We start from the raw sequence: 18,432 nt of genomic DNA, 5'->3' as shown, positions 1-18,432 counted from the left end.
GTCTCCGAATTAGTCTCGCAGAAGCGATTAAACATTGGATCAATAGTCGTAAAAACCCTTGCCGCTCTTGCGTCCCAGGTAGCCGGCGTCGACCATGCGGCGCAGCAGGGGGCAGGGGCGGTACTTGGTGTCGCCGAGCCCGTCGTGCAGCACCTCCATGATGGAGAGGCAGGTGTCCAGGCCGATCAGGTCGGCCAGGGCCAGTGGGCCCATGGGATGGTTCATGCCCAGCTTCATCACCTCGTCGATCGCCTCGACCGTGGCCACGCCCTCGTACAGGGTATAGATCGCCTCGTTGATCATCGGCAGCAGGATGCGGTTGGAGACGAAGCCCGGGCTGTCGTTGACCTCCACCGGCACCTTGCCGATCCGTTTCGACAGCTCGTCGATCAGGGCGTACACCGCGTCGCTGGTCTGCAGGGCGCGGATCACTTCCACCAGCTTCATCACCGGGACCGGGTTCATGAAGTGCATGCCGATTACCTTCTCCGGACGCCGGGTCTCGCGGGCGATGCGGGTCAGGGAGATGGAGGAGGTGTTGGTGGCGAGTACCGCCTCGGGTTTGCAGATGCGGTCCAGCTCCTGGAAGATCTTGCTCTTGATCTCCAGGTTTTCGCTGGCCGCCTCCACCACCAGGTCGACCCCGGCCAACTCCTCCAGACGGGTCACGCCGCGGATGTTGGCCAGGGTGGCAGCCTTGTCGGCCTCGCTGATCTTCTCCTTCTTCAGCATCCGGTCGAGGCTCTTTTCGATGCTGTCCAGACCGCGTTGCAACGGTGCCTCGGCGATGTCGTGCAGGATGACCTGGAATCCGGATGCGGCAAAGACCTGCGCAATGCCGTTCCCCATGGTGCCGGCCCCGATGACGCCAACTGAATTAACTTGCATATCAACCTCTGGTAAAAGTGAAATATATTACATATTACATAGGATTTTTGGATGGGGTGCAAAGCCCAGCGCCCGGCCGTAAAGATAGTCTTTCCGCCTTGAGTGGTGTGATTGTCTTCTCGCCAATACTTTAACTGTCCATGATAAAGCGAATATAAACAATATGTTAATTGATGTTTATTAATGTAAACTCAAGTTTCTGAGTTCATTTCACAAAGCCCGAATCGCTCAATTCCATCCTTAGGTCCGTAAACGGTACATCCCTGTACCACTTCTCGTAGGGTGGATAAGCATCAGCGCATCCACCATGAATCGGATGGCGGTGGATGCGCAAGCTTATCCACCCTACAAATACTGCAAACTCCGAAACTTGGGATGTGAATATTTCCAAAAAGGGGCGGTATTCGCCCCCTTCCCGGTCTACATGTTACGGCGATATTGGCCACCGACCTCATACAGGGCGTTGGATATCTGCCCCAGGGAACAGTAACGGACGGCATCCATCAGCTGGACGAAGATGTTCTCGTTGTTGATGGCGGCGATGCGGATACGCTCCAGCGCCGCGGCCGACTCACCTTCATGGCGCTGATTGAACTCCCGCAGCCGCTTGATCTGACTCAGCTTCTCCTCCTCGGTGGAGCGGGCCAGTTCGATGGTGAACTCCCCGTGACCTTTTGGGTTGAGGAAGGTATTGACGCCGATAATCGGCAGCGAACCGTCGTGCTTCATGTGTTCGTAATGCAGCGACTCGTCCTGGATCTTGCCGCGCTGGTAGCCGGTCTCCATGGCGCCCAGCACGCCGCCGCGCTCGGAGATGCGCTCGAACTCGCTCAGCACCGCCTCTTCCACCAACTCGGTCAGCTCGTCGATGATAAAGGCGCCCTGGTTGGGGTTCTCGTTCTTGCTCAGGCCCCACTCGTTGTTGATGATCAGCTGGATCGCCAGGGCGCGCCGCACCGACTCCTCGGTGGGGGTGGTGATCGCCTCGTCATAGGCGTTGGTGTGCAGGCTGTTGCAGTTGTCGTAGATGGCGATCAGCGCCTGCAGGGTGGTGCGGATATCGTTGAAATCCATCTCCTGGGCGTGCAGTGAGCGGCCGGAGGTCTGGATATGGTATTTCAACTTCTGGCTGCGCTCGTTGGCGCCGTATTTGAAACGCATGGCGGTGGCCCAGATGCGCCGCGCCACCCGGCCCATCACCGTGTACTCCGGGTCCATGCCGTTGCTGAAGAAGAACGACAGGTTGGGGGCGAACTCGTCGATGTCCAGGCCCCGTGCCAGGTAGGTCTCCACGTAGGTGAAGCCGTTGGCCAGGGTGAAGGCGAGCTGGGAGATCGGGTTGGCCCCGGCCTCGGCGATGTGATAACCGGAGATGGAGACCGAGTAGAAATTGCGCACCTGGTGGTGCACAAAATACTCCTGGATATCGCCCATCAGCTTGAGCGCGAACTCGGTGGAGAAGATGCAGGTGTTCTGCCCCTGGTCCTCCTTCAGGATGTCTGCCTGCACCGTGCCGCGCACATTCGATAGCGCCCAGGCGCGGATCTTCTCGATCTCCTCATCGGTGGGCTGGCGACCGTTGTCGGCCTCGAATTTCACGATCTGCTGATCGATGGCGGTATTCAGGAACATGGCCAGGATCATCGGTGCCGGTCCATTGATAGTCATCGACACCGAGGTGCTCGGGCTGCACAGGTCGAAACCGTCATACAGCACCTTCATGTCGTCCAGGGTGGCGATGGAGACCCCGGAGTTGCCGACCTTGCCGTAGATGTCGGGCCGTTCATCCGGGTCGCAGCCGTACAGGGTGACCGAGTCAAATGCAGTAGAAAGTCTTTTTGCATCAGCATGTTCCGACAACTTCTTAAAGCGTCGGTTGGTGCGGAAGGCATCGCCCTCGCCGGCAAACATGCGGGTCGGGTCCTCGCCCTCGCGTTTGAACGCGAACACCCCGGCAGTGTAGGGGAAGCTGCCCGGCACGTTCTCCAGCAGCAGCCACTTGAGCAGCTCGCCGTGGTCTTCGTAGCCGGGCAGTACCACCTTGGGGATCTTGGTGCCGGAGAGGGTGGTGCGGGTAATCTGGGTGCGGATCTCCTTGTCGCGGATCTTCACCACGTACTCGTCCCCGGCATAGCTCTGCTTCACCTGGGGCCAGATCTCCAGCAGCTTTTTTGCCCGCGGGTCCAGCGTGGCGTCGCGCTCGGCGATCAGCTCATCCAGTGCCTCCAGGGTGTTGCCGGCTTCGCCCAGCATGCGTTTCGACTCGCTGAGCTGCTGCCGCTCCCGGGCGATGCGCGCCTGCTCGGCTACGGTCTGCTTGTAGCCACGCACGTTCTCGGCGATCTCCGCCAGGTAGCGGGCGCGCTGTGGCGGCACGATCACCTGCTTGCCGGTGGAGCATTTCTCGCTGCCGCGGGGGAGGGCGTCCTCGACGACCTCCAGACCCAGCTCCGCCAGCCGGTCACGCAGGCCATGGTAGAGGGCGGTTACCCCCTCGTCATTGAAGCGGGCGGCGATGGTGCCGTAGACCGGCATCTCCTCGGGCGGCGTGCCAAACGCCTCCTGGTTGCGCTGCACCTGCTTGCGCACGTCGCGCAGGGCATCCTCCGCGCCCTTGCGGTCGAACTTGTTGATGGCGACGAAATCGGCATAGTCCAGCATGTCGATCTTCTCCAGCTGACTCTGGGCGCCGAACTCCGGGGTCATCACATAGAGCGAGGCATCCACCAGCGGCACGATGCCGGCGTCTCCCTGGCCGATGCCCGGGGTCTCCACGATGATGAAGTCGAAATCGGCCAGCTTGCACGCCTTGATGATGTCGGCTACATAGTCCGGTACCTCGCCGCTGGCGTCACGGGTGGCCACCGAGCGGAAGAAGATATTCGGGTGCTCGATGGCGTTCATACGGATGCGGTCGCCGAGCAGCGCGCCGCCGGTCTTGCGGCGGGTCGGGTCGACGGCAATGATGGCGATATTGAGCCGGTCCTGCTGGCCCAGGCGGAAGCGGCGGATCAGCTCGTCGGTCAGGGAGGATTTGCCGGAACCGCCGGTGCCGGTGATGCCCAACACCGGGATCTGTTTGCGAACGCCCTGCAGGGCCTCACCGATCTGTCCCGCCAGGGTGGGGTCGCCGTCACTGTTCTCCAGGCGGGTGACGATCTGGGCCAGCGCCCGCCAGTTACCCTCCAGGAGTGGGTCCAGGCTGTCGGGGGCGAACCGGCCGGGGTCGAAATTGCTCTGTTCCATGGCGAACTGGATCATCCCCTGCAAGCCCATCTTCTGGCCGTCTTCCGGTGAGAAGATGCGCGTCACCCCGTACTCATGCAGCTCCTGGATCTCTTCCGGCACGATCACGCCGCCACCGCCGGCAAACACCCGGATCTCTGCTCCGCCGCGCTCCTTCAGCATGTCCACCATGTACTTGAGGTACTCCACGTGGCCGCCCTGGTAGGAGCTGATGGCGATACCCTGGACATCCTCCTGCAGCGCGGCATTGACGATCTCCGCCACCGAGCGGTTATGGCCCAGGTGGATCACCTCGGCACCCTGGGCCTGGAGGATGCGGCGCATGATGTTGATGGAGGCGTCATGGCCATCAAACAGGCTGGCCGCCGTTACGAAGCGGATTTTATGCTGTTGCTGAGCAATGCCGACCACATTGTCTGCCTGCGGAACGTTGGCCATAATGTCTCCAAATGGAATCTGTAACTCGCTGTAAATAATCGAGAAAGCGTTTGACTGATGATAGAATGCCCAGGCTTATGGGCACTCCTGCAGCCTCATATCAGACTAAATCTATATTACGTTAACGTAAACGTCAATGCTATGCTGTCGGTTGATGGGAGTCGCAAATCGGGCGGCTCGACCAGTCTGGGAATAGAAAGTATAGTGACGTTTACGTAAACGTAGGTTATAACAGTAAACAACAGATTTTGCCGTCCAGGGGCGACCGAATACAGGAACTTATTCTTGCGCGGGCCCTTGGCGACGTCACCGTTGAGTATGGCACCGGAAAGGCAAAAAGCGGGCGATATTGCCCGGAAATTACGCAGTGCCCGGCAACCGGCGGCGGGCCGGGCTGGTGTATAAAAAGCACTGTTAATCGGGATAGAATATGCTAATGGAAAAACTACACCACGATCCGGCGAACGATGTCGAGACCATGAAGGGCACCACCTACACCATCTCCGAACTGGCCAAAGAGTTCGATATCACGCCGCGCGCCATCCGTTTCTATGAGGATCAGGGCCTGATCTCCCCCACCAGGAAGGGGCGCCGGCGGGTCTACCGCGAGCGTGACCGGGTGCGTCTGAAGCTGGTGCTGCGCGGCAAGCGGCTCGGTTTCGCCCTCTCCGAAGTGAAGGAGATGTTCGATCTCTACGACACCTCGCCCGGCGAGACCGGCCAGTTGCGTTTCCTGCTCGACAAGATCAAGGCGCGGCGCGAGATGCTGGAACAGCAGCGTCAGGACATCGAGGCGGTACTGCACGAGATGGAGAGCGTGGAAAAACGCGCCCTGAGCGTGCTGGACGAGCTGGACAGCGACGGCTGATAACGCCGGGCCTGACCGGGTTGGTGCAACCCGGAGAATTGGGCAACCACGGGGGCCTGCCCCTGCGAATGGCGTCACTCCTCAGGTATTCAACGTCCCCGTAGGGGCAACCCCCCGTGGTTGCCCGAAACCTCCGGTTGCATCGACTCAGGGCAGGCACGGGGGCCTGCCCCTACGAACGGCGTCGCCCCTCAGGTGTTCAACGTCCCCGTAGGGGCAACCCCCCGTGGTTGCCCAAGACCTCCGGTTGCACCGACCCAGGGTAGGCACGGGGGCCTGCCTGCCCCTACGAACGGTTTTGGAGCACCTTACCCCGGGTTATTGAGAAGTTACGGGGCGGGCGTATCGGCGCTATACCATCTGAACCCAAAACACTGTTTTCCCTCTTCTCCTATCATTGAATTGCAACGGGTACTATAGTTACACCATAGCAGTTGACGTTAACGTAAACGTAATATATGTTTTGCATCGGTTGTCCGGGTTCCGGCGATTACCGGTATGAGGGTGGGGCGTTCGAGCGTGCCCGGCCATCCCACCCGTTTCTGTGGGGCTGTCTGGATGCGACAGCTTCGGTTGAGGAGATATCTGAATGATCCACCTGCCTTCGTTGAATTTTGATCTGGGAGAGACCGTGGAGATGCTGCGCGATGCCGTGCAGGAGTTCACCGCCGTCGAGATCGCCCCCATCGCCGCCGAGACGGACCTGAAAAACGAGTTCCCCAACCCGCTGTGGAGGAAACTGGGCGACATGGGCTTGCTGGGCATCACCGTCTCCGACGAGTTCGGCGGCAGCGGGATGGGCTACCTGGCCCACATCGTCGCCATGGAAGAGATCAGCCGCGCCTCCGCCTCCATCGGCCTGAGTTACGGCGCCCACTCCAATCTCTGCGTCAACCAGATCAAGCGCAACGGCACCCAGGCACAAAAGGAGCAGTACCTGCCGAAACTGATCAGCGGCGAGCATATCGGCGCCCTGGCCATGTCCGAGCCCAATGCCGGTTCCGACGTGGTGGCCATGCGTCTGAAGGCGGAGAAGAAGGGTGACCGCTTCATCCTCAACGGCAACAAGATGTGGATCACCAACGGCCCCGATGCCGACACCATGGTGGTCTATGCCAAGACCGATCCTGGGGCCGGACCGAAGGGGATCAGCGCCTTCATTATCGAGCGCGGCTTCGGCGTCAAGAGCGCGCAGAAGCTGGACAAGCTCGGCATGCGCGGCTCCAACACCGGCGAGCTGGTGTTCCAGGATGTGGAGGTGCCGGAAGAGAATCTCCTCGGCGGCCTCAACCAGGGGGTCAAGGTGCTGATGAGCGGCCTCGACTACGAGCGTGCGGTGCTCTCCGGCGGGCCGCTGGGCATCATGCAGGCGTGTATGGACGTGGTGGTGCCCTACGTCCACGAGCGCGAGCAGTTCGGCCGCCCCATCGGCGAGTTCGAGCTGATGCAGGGCAAGCTGGCCGACATGTACACCACCCTGAACGCCTGCAAGGCCTATGTCTACGCGGTGGGCAAGGCGTGCGACCGCGGCGAGACCACGCGCAAGGACGCCGCCGGCGCCATCCTCTATGCGGCGGAGAAGGCGACCTGGATGGCCCTGGAGGCGATCCAGGCCCTGGGCGGCAACGGCTATATCAACGAGTATCCCACCGGCCGTTTCCTGCGCGACGCCAAGCTCTACGAGATTGGTGCCGGCACCTCGGAGATCCGCCGCATGCTGATCGGCCGCGAGCTGTTTAACGAGACCCGGTAGATTGACGACCCCTGGGGTGGCGCGAAATGAATCGTAGGATGAATGGCACTGACTTAAGCGGATTCGTATCCAATGTAGGGTGGGTTAGGCGCGTTGTTTGCGCCGTAACCCACCAACTGTGCCGTCAGGCAAACCTTAAACAAACGGGTTGTGTTGCTGCGCAACGCCTGGTGGGTTACGCAAAAAACGCTAACCCACCCTACATTTGAGCTTAAGTCAGTGCCATTCAATCGTAGGATGTGGTGAGTGAAACGAACCGCATCAAACGCCGGGTGATGCGCATTGCTGCGCTCAGCACATCCTACGGTGTTGAATGTTCCAGACCACCGAATGGCCGAAGTGCGACAGGCCAAATTGAGCAACAGAACGAACCGGAGTAATCCCATGAGTGATCCAATTGTCATCGTCGATATCGCCCGCACCCCGATGGGCGGTTTCCAGGGCGCCCTCTCTTCAGTCTCCGCACCCCTGCTGGGCGCAGCGGCCATCGCCGCGGCGGTGGAACGCGCCGGTATTGCGCCTGAAGATGTACAAGAGGTGTTGATGGGCAACGTGCTCACCGCCGGCATCGGCCAGGCCCCCACGCGCCAGGCGGCGCTCGCGGCCGGCATCCCCCAGAGCGTGCCCTGTGCCGGCATCAGCAAGGTTTGCGGCTCCGGCATGAAGGCGGTGATGCTGGCCCATGACCTGATCAAGGCCGGCAGCAACGCGGTGATGGTGGCCGGCGGCATGGAGTCCATGAGCAACGCCCCCTACCTGCTGGAGAAGGCGCGCGGCGGCTATCGCCTGGGCCACGGCAAGGTGCTGGATCACATGTTCCTGGACGGCCTGGAGGACGCCTACTTCGATCGCGGTGCGCTGATGGGCACCTTTGCCGAGCAGTGCGCCGACCACTACAGGTTCAGCCGCGAACAGCAGGACGAATTCGCCATCGCCTCGCTGAGCCGGGCCAACGCCGCCATCGAGGCGGGCCGCTTCGAACGCGAGATCGTGCCGGTGACGGTAGCGGGGCGCGGCGGCGACACCCGGGTGGCGATCGACGAACAGCCGGGCAATGCCCGCCCGGAGAAGATCCCCAACCTGCGTCCGGCGTTCCGCAAGGACGGCACCGTGACCCCGGCCAACTCCAGCTCCATCTCCGACGGCGCCGCCGCCCTGGTGCTGATGCGCGCCTCGGAAGCGGAACGGCGCGGCCTGTCGCCCAAGGCGGTGATCCACGGCCATGCCGGCTACGCCGGCGAACCCTGCTGGTTCACCACCGCGCCGGTCTATGCCATGCAGGACCTGCTGCAGCGGCTGGAGTGGAACAAGGACGACGTGGACCTGTGGGAGATCAACGAGGCCTTCGCCGTGGTCACCATGGCGGCCATGCGCGAGTTGGGTCTGGATCACGAAAAGGTCAACGTCAACGGCGGCGCCTGCGCCCTGGGCCACCCGATCGGCGCCTCCGGCGCGCGCATCATCGTCACCCTGCTGGCGGCGCTGGAAGAGCAAGGGCTGAAGCGCGGTATCGCCTCGCTCTGCATCGGCGGCGGCGAGGCCACCGCGGTGGCCATCGAGCGGGTTTGACACGGGCAGGTTCGGACGCATGACGTTCACCTCCCGATATCGTAGGGTTGGATAAGAGAAGTACAGTAGGGTGGATAAGCCGGTAGGCGCATCCACCAGTGTCATGGTGGATGCGCTGTCGCTTATCCACCCTGCCGCTAGCTGGAGACTCAGAGAAGTAGGGTGGGCACGTTGTTTGTGCCCACGCGGACGCTCGGCATGAATCCACTATGGATTGTGTACAACGTGTAGGATGGGTGGAGGCGCACCACCTCCGTGGTTGGAGATGCTCTGTAGCCAGGGTGCACCGTAACCCATCTTCGGATGAGGCCGGGTGATGGCTGACATGCCGGGCGGGTGCTGCGGGACCGATTGATGGGTTACGTCGTTCCTCCTCCACCCATCCTACACTCTCGTGCAGGGGAAGAGACCCTATATGGACACGTTGTTTGTGCCCACGCGGAAGCACGGCATGAATCAACGGCGTGGGCACCAAAGACGTGCCCGCCCTACGTCAACTGCCTACATCAACTGTAGGAGCGGCTCTGCCGCGAATCACCGGCCTGGCATGGGCCGGTATTCAATAACAAGATGATGATCCACAGGAGTCATTGATGATCCTCACCGAAGAACAGCGCATGATCCGCGACATGGCGCGGGATTTTGCCCGGGAGCGCCTGGCCCCCAACGCCGCCGAGTGGGACCGGGAGGGCATCTTCCCCTCGGACGAACTGAAGGAGATGGGCGCGCTCGGTCTGTTCGGCATGACCATCCCCGAGGAGTGGGGCGGGGCCGGTACCGACTATGTCTCCTTCGCCCTGGCGATCGAGGAGATTGCTGCCGGTGACGGTGCCTGCTCCACCATCCTCAGCGTCAACAACTCGGTGGTCTGCGGGCCGCTGCTCAAGTTCGGCAGCGACTATCTGAAGGAAACCTACCTCAAGCCGCTCGCCGCCGGCGACATGCTCGGCTGCTTCTGTCTCACCGAGCCCCAGGCCGGCTCCGACGCCGCCGCGCTGAAGATGCGCGCGGTGCGTGACGGCGACGAATATATACTCAACGGCACCAAGCAGTTCATCACCTCCGGCAAACATGCCCAGGTGGCGATCGTATTTGCCGTCACCGACCCGGCGGCCGGCAAGAAGGGGATCAGCGCCTTCCTGGTGCCCACCGACAATCCCGGTTACCAGGTGGCCAGTATCGAGGAGAAGATGGGCCAGCACGCCTCGGACACGGCGCAGATCGTGTTTGAGGATTGCCGCATCCCGGCCGATCACCTGATCGGCGAGGAGGGGCAGGGCTACCGGATAGCCCTGAGCAACCTGGAGAGCGGACGCATCGGCATCGCCGCCCAGTGCGTGGGCATGGCGCGGGCCGCCTACCGGGTGGCGCTCGACTACGCCAGGGAGCGGGAGAGCTTCGGCACCGCCATCATCAACCACCAGGCGGTCGCCTTCCGCCTGGCCGACATGGCCACCCAGCTGGAGGCGGCCCACCTGATGGTGATGAACGCCGCGCAACTGCGCGACGCCGGCCGGCCCTGTCTCAAGGAGGCGAGCATGGCCAAGCTGTTCGCCTCGGAGGCAGCGGAGCAGATCTGCTCGGCGGCGATCCAGACCCTGGGCGGCTACGGCTATCTGCGCGACTTTCCGGTGGAGCGCATCTACCGCGACGTGCGCATTTCACAGATCTACGAAGGCACCAGTGACATACAGCGTATCGTCATCTCCCGTGCCATTGCCGAGGAGTAACCCATGGCCGCACCGCTGGAGTTCTATTTCGATTTCTACTCGCCCTACGGCTACCTGGCCAGCACCCGCATCGACGCGCTGGCGAAAAAACATGGCCGCGAGGTGATCTGGCGCCCCTTCCTGGTGGGGGTGACCTTTGCCCTGACCGGGACGCGCCCGCTGCTGGATATTCCGCTGCTGGGCGACTATTCGCTGCACGACATGCGGCGCTGCGCCCGTGATCAGGGGGTGTCGTTCCAGTTGCCGGAGAACTTTCCCAAGGCGGCCCTGGCGCCTTCCCGCGCCTTCTACTGGCTGGCGGACACGCAGCCGGAAACGGCAAAGGCGCTGGCCCGGGCGGTCTACCACGCCACCTTCGGCGAGGGGCGCGACGGCACCGATCCACAGCTGGTGGCGGATCTGGCGGCCCCGCTGGGCGTCGATCGCGAGGCGCTACTGGCGGCGATCCAGACCCCGGAGGCCAAGGCACGGCTGAAGCAGGAGACCGAGACTGCCGTCGAGCGCGGTGTCTTCGGCTCGCCCTATATCTTCGTGGACGGTGAACCCTTCTGGGGCAATGACCGGTTGGAGCAGGTCGACCGCTGGTTGGCGACAGGAGGCTGGTAATGTCGGTCATCAACAGCAGTATCAATCGCAAGAGCGAACAGTACCGGGAGAACCAGGCGGCCATGCAGGCGCTGCTGGCCGATCTGCGGGAGAAGGTGGACGGCATCGCCAAGGGCGGAGGCGAGCGCGCCCTGGAGAAACACCTCCAGCGCGGCAAGCTGCTGCCCCGCGAACGTATCCGCGTGCTGCTGGATACCGGCTCGCCGTTTCTGGAGCTGTCCCAGTTCGCCGCCTACGGCATGTACAACAACGAGGTGCCGGCGGCCGGTGTCATCACCGGCATCGGCCGGATCTGCGGCCAGGAATGCATGATCATCGCCAACGACGCCACGGTGAAGGGCGGCAGCTACTTCCCGATGACGGTGAAGAAACACATCCGCGCCCAGGAGATCGCCCGCGAGAACCGGCTCCCCTGCGTCTACCTGGTGGACTCGGGCGGCGCCAACCTGCCGACCCAGGATGAGGTGTTCCCGGACCGCGAACACTTCGGCCGCATCTTCTACAACCAGGCCAACATGTCGGCCCAGGGCATCCCGCAGATCGCCGTGGTGATGGGCTCCTGTACCGCCGGCGGCGCCTATGTGCCGGCCATGTCGGACGAGAGCATCATCGTCAGGGGGCAGGGCACCATCTTCCTCGGCGGTCCGCCGTTGGTGAAGGCGGCCACCGGCGAGGTGGTGACGGCGGAAGAGCTGGGCGGGGCGGATGTGCACTCGCGCATCTCCGGCGTCACCGACCACTACGCCCTGAACGACGCCCACGCCCTGGGGCTGGCGCGGCGGGTGGTCAACACCCTGAACCGCGACAAGCGGCCCGGGGTGACCCTGCGCGAGCCGGTCGAGCCGCGCTATCCGAAAGAGGATATCTACGGCATCGTGCCCACCGATCTGCGCAAACCATTTGATATCCGCGAGGTGATCGCCCGGGTGGTCGATGGCAGCGAACTGGACGAGTTCAAGAAGCTCTACGGCACCACCCTGATCTGTGGCTTCGCCCACATCCACGGCTACCCGGTGGGCATCATCGCCAACAACGGCATCCTCTTCTCCGAGTCGGCGCAGAAGGGCGCCCACTTCGTCGAACTGTGCGCCCAGCGCGGTATCCCGCTGGTGTTCCTGCAGAACATCACCGGCTTCATGGTGGGCAAGAAGTATGAAGCGGGCGGCATCGCCAAGGACGGGGCCAAGATGGTCACCGCCGTGGCCTGTGCCAAGGTGCCCAAGTTCACCATCATCGTCGGCGGCAGCTTCGGCGCCGGCAACTACGCCATGTGCGGCCGCGCCTACGGTGCCCGCTTCCTGTGGATGTGGCCCAATGCCCGGGTCTCGGTGATGGGCGGCGAGCAGGCCGCCAACGTGCTGGGACAGATCAAGCGCGACGCCCTGGAGGCGCGCGGCGAGAGCTGGGCGACGGAGGACGAGGAGGCATTCAAGGCGCCGATCCGCGACCAGTACGAATACCAGGGACACCCCTACTACGCCAGCGCCCGCCTGTGGGATGACGGTATTATCGACCCGGCGGAGACCCGCACCGTGCTGGGGCTGGGACTCTCGGCGGCGCTCAATGCGCCGGTGGAGCAGACCACCTTCGGCATCTTCAGGATGTAATCGGGCAGGTAACTACTCGCCCCTATCAACACCACGGAGACACAGAGAGCGCAGAGAAACAACAATATCCTTCTGCAGGAATGGCACTTACTTAAGCCAAGAATCACCGTCATCCCGGCCTGCGCCGGGATGACGAGTATCCTGTGATTAGGCTTTAGTAAGTGCCATTCTCCTCCTGCAGGCTTCATCCTCAGGTAAGTAAGCGGTGCAATCCGGGGTCGAGGGGGGAATGGAACGGCGGCTCCAATTATCCGCCACGCTACGTTGTTCAGCTAACCTCTGTGTCCTCCGTGCCTCCGTGGTGCATTGGAGGGGCTTTAATGCACACCTCGAGTGAGTAGTTACTCGGGCAGAATGTAAACGGGAAATGACAAAGATGATGGCAGAAAACTCGGTAATTCTGGCGGTGGACGAGCGCGGTATGGCGACCCTCACCATCAACCGCCCGGAGATTCACAACGCATTCGACGATGCCCTGATCCAGCGCCTGATCCAGGTCCTGGAGTCGCTGGACGTCGATCCCCAGGTGCGGGTGGTGGTGCTGCGCTCCGCGGGCAAGAGCTTCTCGGCTGGCGCCGACCTCAACTGGATGCGCCGCATGGCCGATTACGGCGAGGCGGAAAACCTGGCCGATGCACGCATGCTGGCGCGGCTGATGGAGAAGCTCAACGGCCTCTCCAAGCCCACCATCGCCCAGGTGCAGGGTGCGGCCTTCGGCGGCGGCGTCGGCCTGATCGCCTGCTGTGACATGGCGGTGGCCGCGGAGGAGGCGAAATTCGCTCTCTCCGAGGTGCGGCTGGGGCTGATCCCGGCGGTGATCTCCCCCTATGTGATTGCCGCCATCGGCGAGCGCGCCGCGCGCCGCTACTTCCTCACCGCCGAGCGCTTCGATGCCGCCGAGGCACTGCGCCTGGGCCTGCTGCACGCGGTGGTGCCGCGGGACCAACTGGAGGCCCGGGTGGACGCCCTGTTCGACGAACTGTTGAACGGCGGCCCCTCCGCCCTGGCGGAGGCCAAGTCCCTCATCTTCGCCGTCTCGCACCAGCCCACCAGTGCGGCGGTGATCGAGGATACCGCCAGAAGAATCACCGCCGCCCGGGCGTCGGACGAGGGCAGGGAGGGGTTGAACGCCTTCCTCAACAAGCGTGCACCGGCCTGGATTACAGAAGGCATTGCAGAGGGGAACGATTGATGTTCGACAAGATCCTGATCGCCAACCGCGGCGAGATCGCCTGCCGGGTCGCCCGCACCGCCCGCCGCCTCGGCATCGCCACGGTCGCCGTCTATTCCGAGGCCGACACCGATGCCATGCACGTGGCGCTGTGCGACGAGGCCTACCTGATCGGCCCGGCGCCGGCCAAGGAGAGCTATCTGCGCGCCGACAAGATCCTTGAAGTGGCCAAAACCTCGGGCGCCCAGGCGGTGCATCCCGGCTACGGCTTCCTGTCGGAAAACGCGGTGTTTGCCGAGGCGTGCCAGGCGGCCGGCATCGTCTTCATCGGCCCGCCCGCTTCCGCCATTGTCGCCATGGGCTCGAAGAGCGAGGCCAAGCGCATCATGGGCGAGGCCAACGTCCCGCTGGTGCCCGGCTATCATGGCGACGACCAGTCGCCGGTGACCCTGCGGCGGGAAGCCGACCGGATGGGCTACCCGCTGTTGATCAAGGCCACCGCCGGTGGCGGCGGCAAGGGCATGCGGGTGGTGGAGCGGGCGGAGGATTTCAGCACCGGCCTGGACGCCGCCCGACGCGAGGCGATCGCCTCGTTCGGCGACGACAAGGTGTTGCTGGAGCGCTACCTGCTATCGCCGCGCCACGTGGAGTTGCAGGTGTTCGCCGACAGCCAGGGCAACGCGGTGCACCTGTTCGAGCGCGACTGCTCGGTACAGCGGCGTCACCAGAAGGTGCTGGAAGAGGCGCCGGCCCCCGGCATGACCCCGGAGCTGCGCGCCGCCATGGGCGAGGCGGCCACCAATGCCGCCAAGGCGATCGGCTATGTTGGCGCCGGCACGGTGGAGTTCCTGCTCGATCGCGACGGCCGCTTCTACTTCATGGAGATGAACACCCGGCTGCAGGTGGAGCACCCGGTGACCGAGATGATCTCCGGCCAGGACCTGGTGGAGTGGCAGCTCAAGGTGGCCGCCGGCGAACCCCTGCCGCTGGACCAGGCCGCGCTACGCATCAACGGCCACGCCTTCGAGGCGCGGGTCTATGCCGAAAACCCGGCCAAGGATTTTCTGCCCGCCACCGGCAAGCTGCGCTATCTGCAGACCCCGGAGCAGGGGCCGGGTGTGCGCGTTGATACCGGGGTGGAGCAGGGCGACGAGGTGAGCGTCCATTACGACCCGATGATCGCCAAGCTGATCGTCTGGGGTGAGGACCGGGCCAGTGCCCTGCACCGGCTGCGCGCCGCCCTGGCGGACTACCGCATCGTCGGCGTCACCACCAACCTGGAGTTCCTCTCCACCCTGTGTGCGCTGCCGGCCTTCGCCAATGCCGAGTTGGATACCGGGTTTATCGACAAGCACGCGGCCGAGCTGTTTCCGGCGGCGGAGGCGATGTCGGACGACATCCTGGCCATCGCCGCCCTCTATGAACTGCTGGGCGAGCAGCGGCAGACCCAACAACGGCAGTCGCGCTCCCATGATCCCTACTCCCCCTGGGGCAGCGCCACCGGCTGGCGCATGAACCAGGACAGCTTTCACCAGTTGCACTGGGCCGCCGGGGAGGCGCAGGGCAGCCTGGTGGCCCACTACCGGGACGGCGGTTTTCTGCTGGAGCTGCCGGGCGGCGACTGCCTGGTTTCGGGCGAGATCCTGGACGACGGCGACCTGCTGGCCGACCTCGCCGGCCGTCGCTTCCAGGTGGCGGTGATCAAGCACGACCAGGAGCTGACCATCCTGCACCAGGGACGCTCCTGGCAGATCGAACTGACCGACCCGCGCCTGGAGGCACTGGAGGGCGAGGGTGCCGGCGGCAGCCTGGTGGCCCCCATGACCGGCAATGTCATCGCCATCAACGTGGCCGAGGGCGACGCCGTGAAACAGGGCGACGCGGTGATGATCGTCGAGGCGATGAAGATGGAACACACCATCACCGCCCCCAGCGACGGTGTCGTCAAGGAGATCCGCTTCGCCGTCGGCGACCAGGTGGAAGACGGCGAACCGCTGCTGGTGATCGAGTAGGGTGGATAAACCAACAGGCGCATTCACCAAAGAATCCATCGCACAGCCTGAACGAACGGCCCCTTCTCCCCCAGGGAGAAGGTTGGGATGAGGGAATCAAGATATAAACGAACGGCCCCTTCTCCCCCAGGGAGAAGGTTGGGATGAGGGGGCAAATGTAGGGTGGGCACGTTGTCTGTGCCCACGTGGAACGGCACCAAAACCGCAAGCCAGAGGAACAACCGTGCAACTACCCCAACAGGTCAAGATCGTCGAAGTCGGCCCCCGGGACGGACTGCAAAACGAGCCCACCCCGGTCCCCCTCGAGGTCAAACTGGAATTGATCCGCAAACTGGAACAGGCCGGCCTGTCGGTGATCGAGGCCGGCAGCTTCGTCTCCCCCAAATGGGTACCGCAGATGGCCTCCAGCGCCGAGGTCTACCAATCCATCCAGCCGAAACCCGGCGTCAGCTACCCCATGCTGGTACCCAATCTAAAAGGACTGGAAGCAGCATTGGCCGTGGGCGTGCAAGAGATCGCCATATTCGCCGCCGCCTCCGAAAGCTTCACCCAAAAGAACATCAACTGCTCCATCGAAGAGAGCATCGCCCGCTACAGCGAGGTGATGTCGCAGGCGCAACAGCACCACCTCAAGGTGCGCGGCTACGTCTCCTGCGTACTGGGCTGCCCCTACGAAGGGGAGATCGCCCCGGCCAGGGTGGCCGAGGTGGCCCAGCGGCTCCACGACATGGGCTGCTACGAAATCTCCCTGGGCGACACCATCGGCGTCGGCACGCCACTCAAGGCGCAACGGATGATCGACGCCGTGACCAAGGTGGTGCCGGTGGAACAACTGGCCGCCCACTTCCACGACACCTACGGCCAGGCGCTGGCCAACCTGTTCGCAGTATTGCAGCAGGGCGTGGCGGTAATCGACAGCTCCATCTCCGGCCTCGGCGGCTGTCCCTACGCCAAGGGCGCCTCCGGCAACGTCGCCACCGAGGACGTGGTCTATATGCTTAACGGCCTGGGCATCGAAACCGGCATCGATCTGCCGAAACTGCTGCAGGCGGGGCACTACATCAGCGACCACCTGCAACGCGAACCGGCCTCGAAAGTGGCCCGCGCCCTGGCTGCCAAGGAGTGACTTTCGTAGGGTGGGCACGCTTTTTGTGCCCACGCGGCGTGGCACCAAACGACCGCAAGCCAGTAACTGTAGGAGCGGCTCCGCCGCGAAGAGATCGCAGGAAGTAGGGTGGATAAGCCGACAGGCGCATCCACCACACCAAGGCCCATGCACCCGCGCTACAGCGGACAATACAGACAACAATAATCCATTACATTAACAACGGAGGTATCCATGTCAGATAAACCCATCAGCCGATTCCCCATCCCCGATATCAACACCCTGCCGGAAGACATCAAAAACGTCATCCTCGAAGTGCAGGAGAAATCCGGCTTCATCCCCAACGTCTTCCTCGCCCTGGCGCACCGGCCGGACGAGTTCCGCGCCTTCTTCGCCTACCACGATGCCCTGATGGAGAAAGAGAGCGGCCTCACCAAGGGCGAGCGCGAGATGATCGTGGTCGCCACCTCCAGCGCCAACCAGTGCATCTACTGCGTGGTGGCCCACGGCGCCATCCTGCGCATCCGCGAAAAGAACCCGCTGATCGCCGACCAGATCGCCGCCAACTACCGCAAGGCCGACATCACCCCGCGCCAGAAGGCGATGCTCGACTTCGCCATCAAGGTCTCCCAGCGCGCCTACGAAGTGGACGATACCGACTACGAACTGCTGCGCGGCCACGGCTTCAGCGACGAGGATATCTGGGATATTGGCGCTGTCTCCGCGTTCTTTGGGCTCTCCAACCGGATGGTCAACTTGACCAGCATGCGTACTAATGATGAGTTCTATTTGCTGGGCAGGTTGCCGAAAGAGAAGAAATAGCTCCACAGCGGGGCAGGGTGCAGGCTCTGGTCCAGCCCGCTCCCGATCAGGGTCGGAGTCGTCGCGTCAACTCCGACCCCCGCTGACAAATCAACAGCGCGCTATCCCACTGAAAAGGCCATCTTTTTTCCAAGGAAGGGTGCGCCGGGATACCCGCGCACAGGCGCAGAGCCCTGTAGACGCCTAAATAGGCAAGAACAGGTTCCTTCCTATATTAATCTTTGGTAATGTCAGGGATTATCGGGTGATCTGTGCGGCAGGAGGCGAAATATTTTCTATAAAATCAGTCATCTGACCAGGTTGGTTGAGTCAGAAAGGGCGCAATATCGCGGGAAGCATTAAGTCGGATTATTCACTTAACCAAGCGTGCTTGCTGCAATATTTACCTATGTGAGCGAGGAAGACGCATAATTAAAGGGTTAGAGCCGAATGGCACTTACTTAAGCCTGGAACCGCCGTCATCCCGGCGAAGGCCTCCTACCAGATTGCTTAATGGTGGCGGTATTCCTGGATTCCGGCCTGCGCCGGAGAAGTGGTGCAGGGATGCACCGGTTACGGACCTAAGGATGGAATGACGAAAATCCTGCGATTCGCCTTAAGTAAGTAGCATTCGGGTT

At 62.7% G+C, this 18,432-nt stretch carries 12 protein-coding genes; 10 read left to right on the top strand and 2 right to left on the bottom strand.

Annotated features, from left to right (window positions below; genetic code table 11):
* Positions 1–39: 39 nt before the first annotated feature.
* Both O9K64_RS22635 and icmF read right to left on the bottom strand, forming a co-directional pair.
* Complete coding sequence (locus tag O9K64_RS22635; RefSeq protein WP_275100392.1) at positions 40–888, bottom strand: 3-hydroxybutyryl-CoA dehydrogenase; 849 nt, start codon at positions 886–888, stop codon at positions 40–42.
* A gap of 420 nt (positions 889–1,308) precedes the next feature.
* A complete protein-coding gene (icmF, locus tag O9K64_RS22630; protein ID WP_275100391.1) occupies positions 1,309–4,572 on the bottom strand; it encodes a fused isobutyryl-CoA mutase/GTPase IcmF in 3,264 nt (1,087 codons plus the stop codon).
* Positions 4,573–5,008: 436 nt separating this feature from the next.
* On the opposite strand from icmF, the gene O9K64_RS22625 reads away from it, so the two are divergent.
* From O9K64_RS22625 to O9K64_RS22580, 10 genes are all read left to right on the top strand, one after another.
* Complete coding sequence (locus O9K64_RS22625) at positions 5,009–5,440, top strand: MerR family transcriptional regulator (protein ID WP_275100390.1); 432 nt, start codon at positions 5,009–5,011, stop codon at positions 5,438–5,440.
* Between the two features lie 592 nt (positions 5,441–6,032).
* Positions 6,033–7,193 (top strand): isovaleryl-CoA dehydrogenase, encoded by a 1,161-nt coding sequence (locus tag O9K64_RS22620; protein ID WP_335342344.1) that lies wholly within the window; start codon positions 6,033–6,035, stop codon positions 7,191–7,193.
* Positions 7,194–7,577: 384 nt separating this feature from the next.
* Entirely contained in the window at positions 7,578–8,762 is a 1,185-nt protein-coding gene (locus O9K64_RS22615) for an acetyl-CoA C-acyltransferase (RefSeq protein ID WP_275100388.1), read from the top strand.
* A 593-nt stretch (positions 8,763–9,355) separates the two neighbouring features.
* Complete coding sequence (locus tag O9K64_RS22610) at positions 9,356–10,492, top strand: acyl-CoA dehydrogenase family protein (protein ID WP_275100387.1); 1,137 nt, start codon at positions 9,356–9,358, stop codon at positions 10,490–10,492.
* A gap of 3 nt (positions 10,493–10,495) precedes the next feature.
* Positions 10,496–11,098: a 2-hydroxychromene-2-carboxylate isomerase gene (locus O9K64_RS22605; protein ID WP_275100386.1), complete on the top strand. Its 603-nt coding sequence runs from the start codon at positions 10,496–10,498 to the stop codon at positions 11,096–11,098.
* Complete coding sequence (locus tag O9K64_RS22600; RefSeq protein ID WP_275100385.1) at positions 11,098–12,705, top strand: carboxyl transferase domain-containing protein; 1,608 nt, start codon at positions 11,098–11,100, stop codon at positions 12,703–12,705. The genes O9K64_RS22605 and O9K64_RS22600 overlap by 1 nt, the downstream gene beginning before the upstream one ends.
* A gap of 376 nt (positions 12,706–13,081) precedes the next feature.
* A complete protein-coding gene (locus tag O9K64_RS22595) occupies positions 13,082–13,897 on the top strand; it encodes an enoyl-CoA hydratase/isomerase family protein (RefSeq protein ID WP_420493189.1) in 816 nt (271 codons plus the stop codon).
* Positions 13,897–15,888 (top strand): acetyl/propionyl/methylcrotonyl-CoA carboxylase subunit alpha, encoded by a 1,992-nt coding sequence (locus O9K64_RS22590; RefSeq protein WP_275100384.1) that lies wholly within the window; start codon positions 13,897–13,899, stop codon positions 15,886–15,888. The genes O9K64_RS22595 and O9K64_RS22590 overlap by 1 nt, the downstream gene beginning before the upstream one ends.
* Before the next feature lie 223 nt (positions 15,889–16,111).
* Positions 16,112–17,014, top strand: a complete 903-nt coding sequence (locus tag O9K64_RS22585; protein WP_275100383.1) for a hydroxymethylglutaryl-CoA lyase — start codon at positions 16,112–16,114, stop codon at positions 17,012–17,014.
* Between the two features lie 213 nt (positions 17,015–17,227).
* Positions 17,228–17,815, top strand: coding sequence for a peroxidase-related enzyme (locus tag O9K64_RS22580; RefSeq protein ID WP_275100381.1), 588 nt, complete (start codon positions 17,228–17,230; stop codon positions 17,813–17,815).
* The last annotated feature ends 617 nt before the right edge of the window (positions 17,816–18,432 follow it).

Source organism: Sedimenticola hydrogenitrophicus (assembly GCF_029017505.1).
Taxonomy (GTDB): Bacteria; Pseudomonadota; Gammaproteobacteria; order Chromatiales; family Chromatiaceae; genus Sedimenticola; species Sedimenticola hydrogenitrophicus_A.
Note: the sequence above shows the minus strand (reverse complement) of the source record. Positions and strands in the feature narration are given on the sequence as shown.

Coding starts and splice junctions, on each gene's coding strand:
- O9K64_RS22635 (WP_275100392.1), bottom strand. CDS start 888: ATGCAAGTTAATTCAGTTGGCGTCATCGGGGCCGGCACCATGGGGAAC.
- icmF (WP_275100391.1), bottom strand. CDS start 4,572: ATGGCCAACGTTCCGCAGGCAGACAATGTGGTCGGCATTGCTCAGCAA.
- O9K64_RS22625 (WP_275100390.1), top strand. CDS start 5,009: ATGGAAAAACTACACCACGATCCGGCGAACGATGTCGAGACCATGAAG.
- O9K64_RS22615 (WP_275100388.1), top strand. CDS start 7,578: ATGAGTGATCCAATTGTCATCGTCGATATCGCCCGCACCCCGATGGGC.
- O9K64_RS22610 (WP_275100387.1), top strand. CDS start 9,356: ATGATCCTCACCGAAGAACAGCGCATGATCCGCGACATGGCGCGGGAT.
- O9K64_RS22605 (WP_275100386.1), top strand. CDS start 10,496: ATGGCCGCACCGCTGGAGTTCTATTTCGATTTCTACTCGCCCTACGGC.
- O9K64_RS22600 (WP_275100385.1), top strand. CDS start 11,098: ATGTCGGTCATCAACAGCAGTATCAATCGCAAGAGCGAACAGTACCGG.
- O9K64_RS22595 (WP_420493189.1), top strand. CDS start 13,082: ATGATGGCAGAAAACTCGGTAATTCTGGCGGTGGACGAGCGCGGTATG.
- O9K64_RS22590 (WP_275100384.1), top strand. CDS start 13,897: ATGTTCGACAAGATCCTGATCGCCAACCGCGGCGAGATCGCCTGCCGG.
- O9K64_RS22580 (WP_275100381.1), top strand. CDS start 17,228: ATGTCAGATAAACCCATCAGCCGATTCCCCATCCCCGATATCAACACC.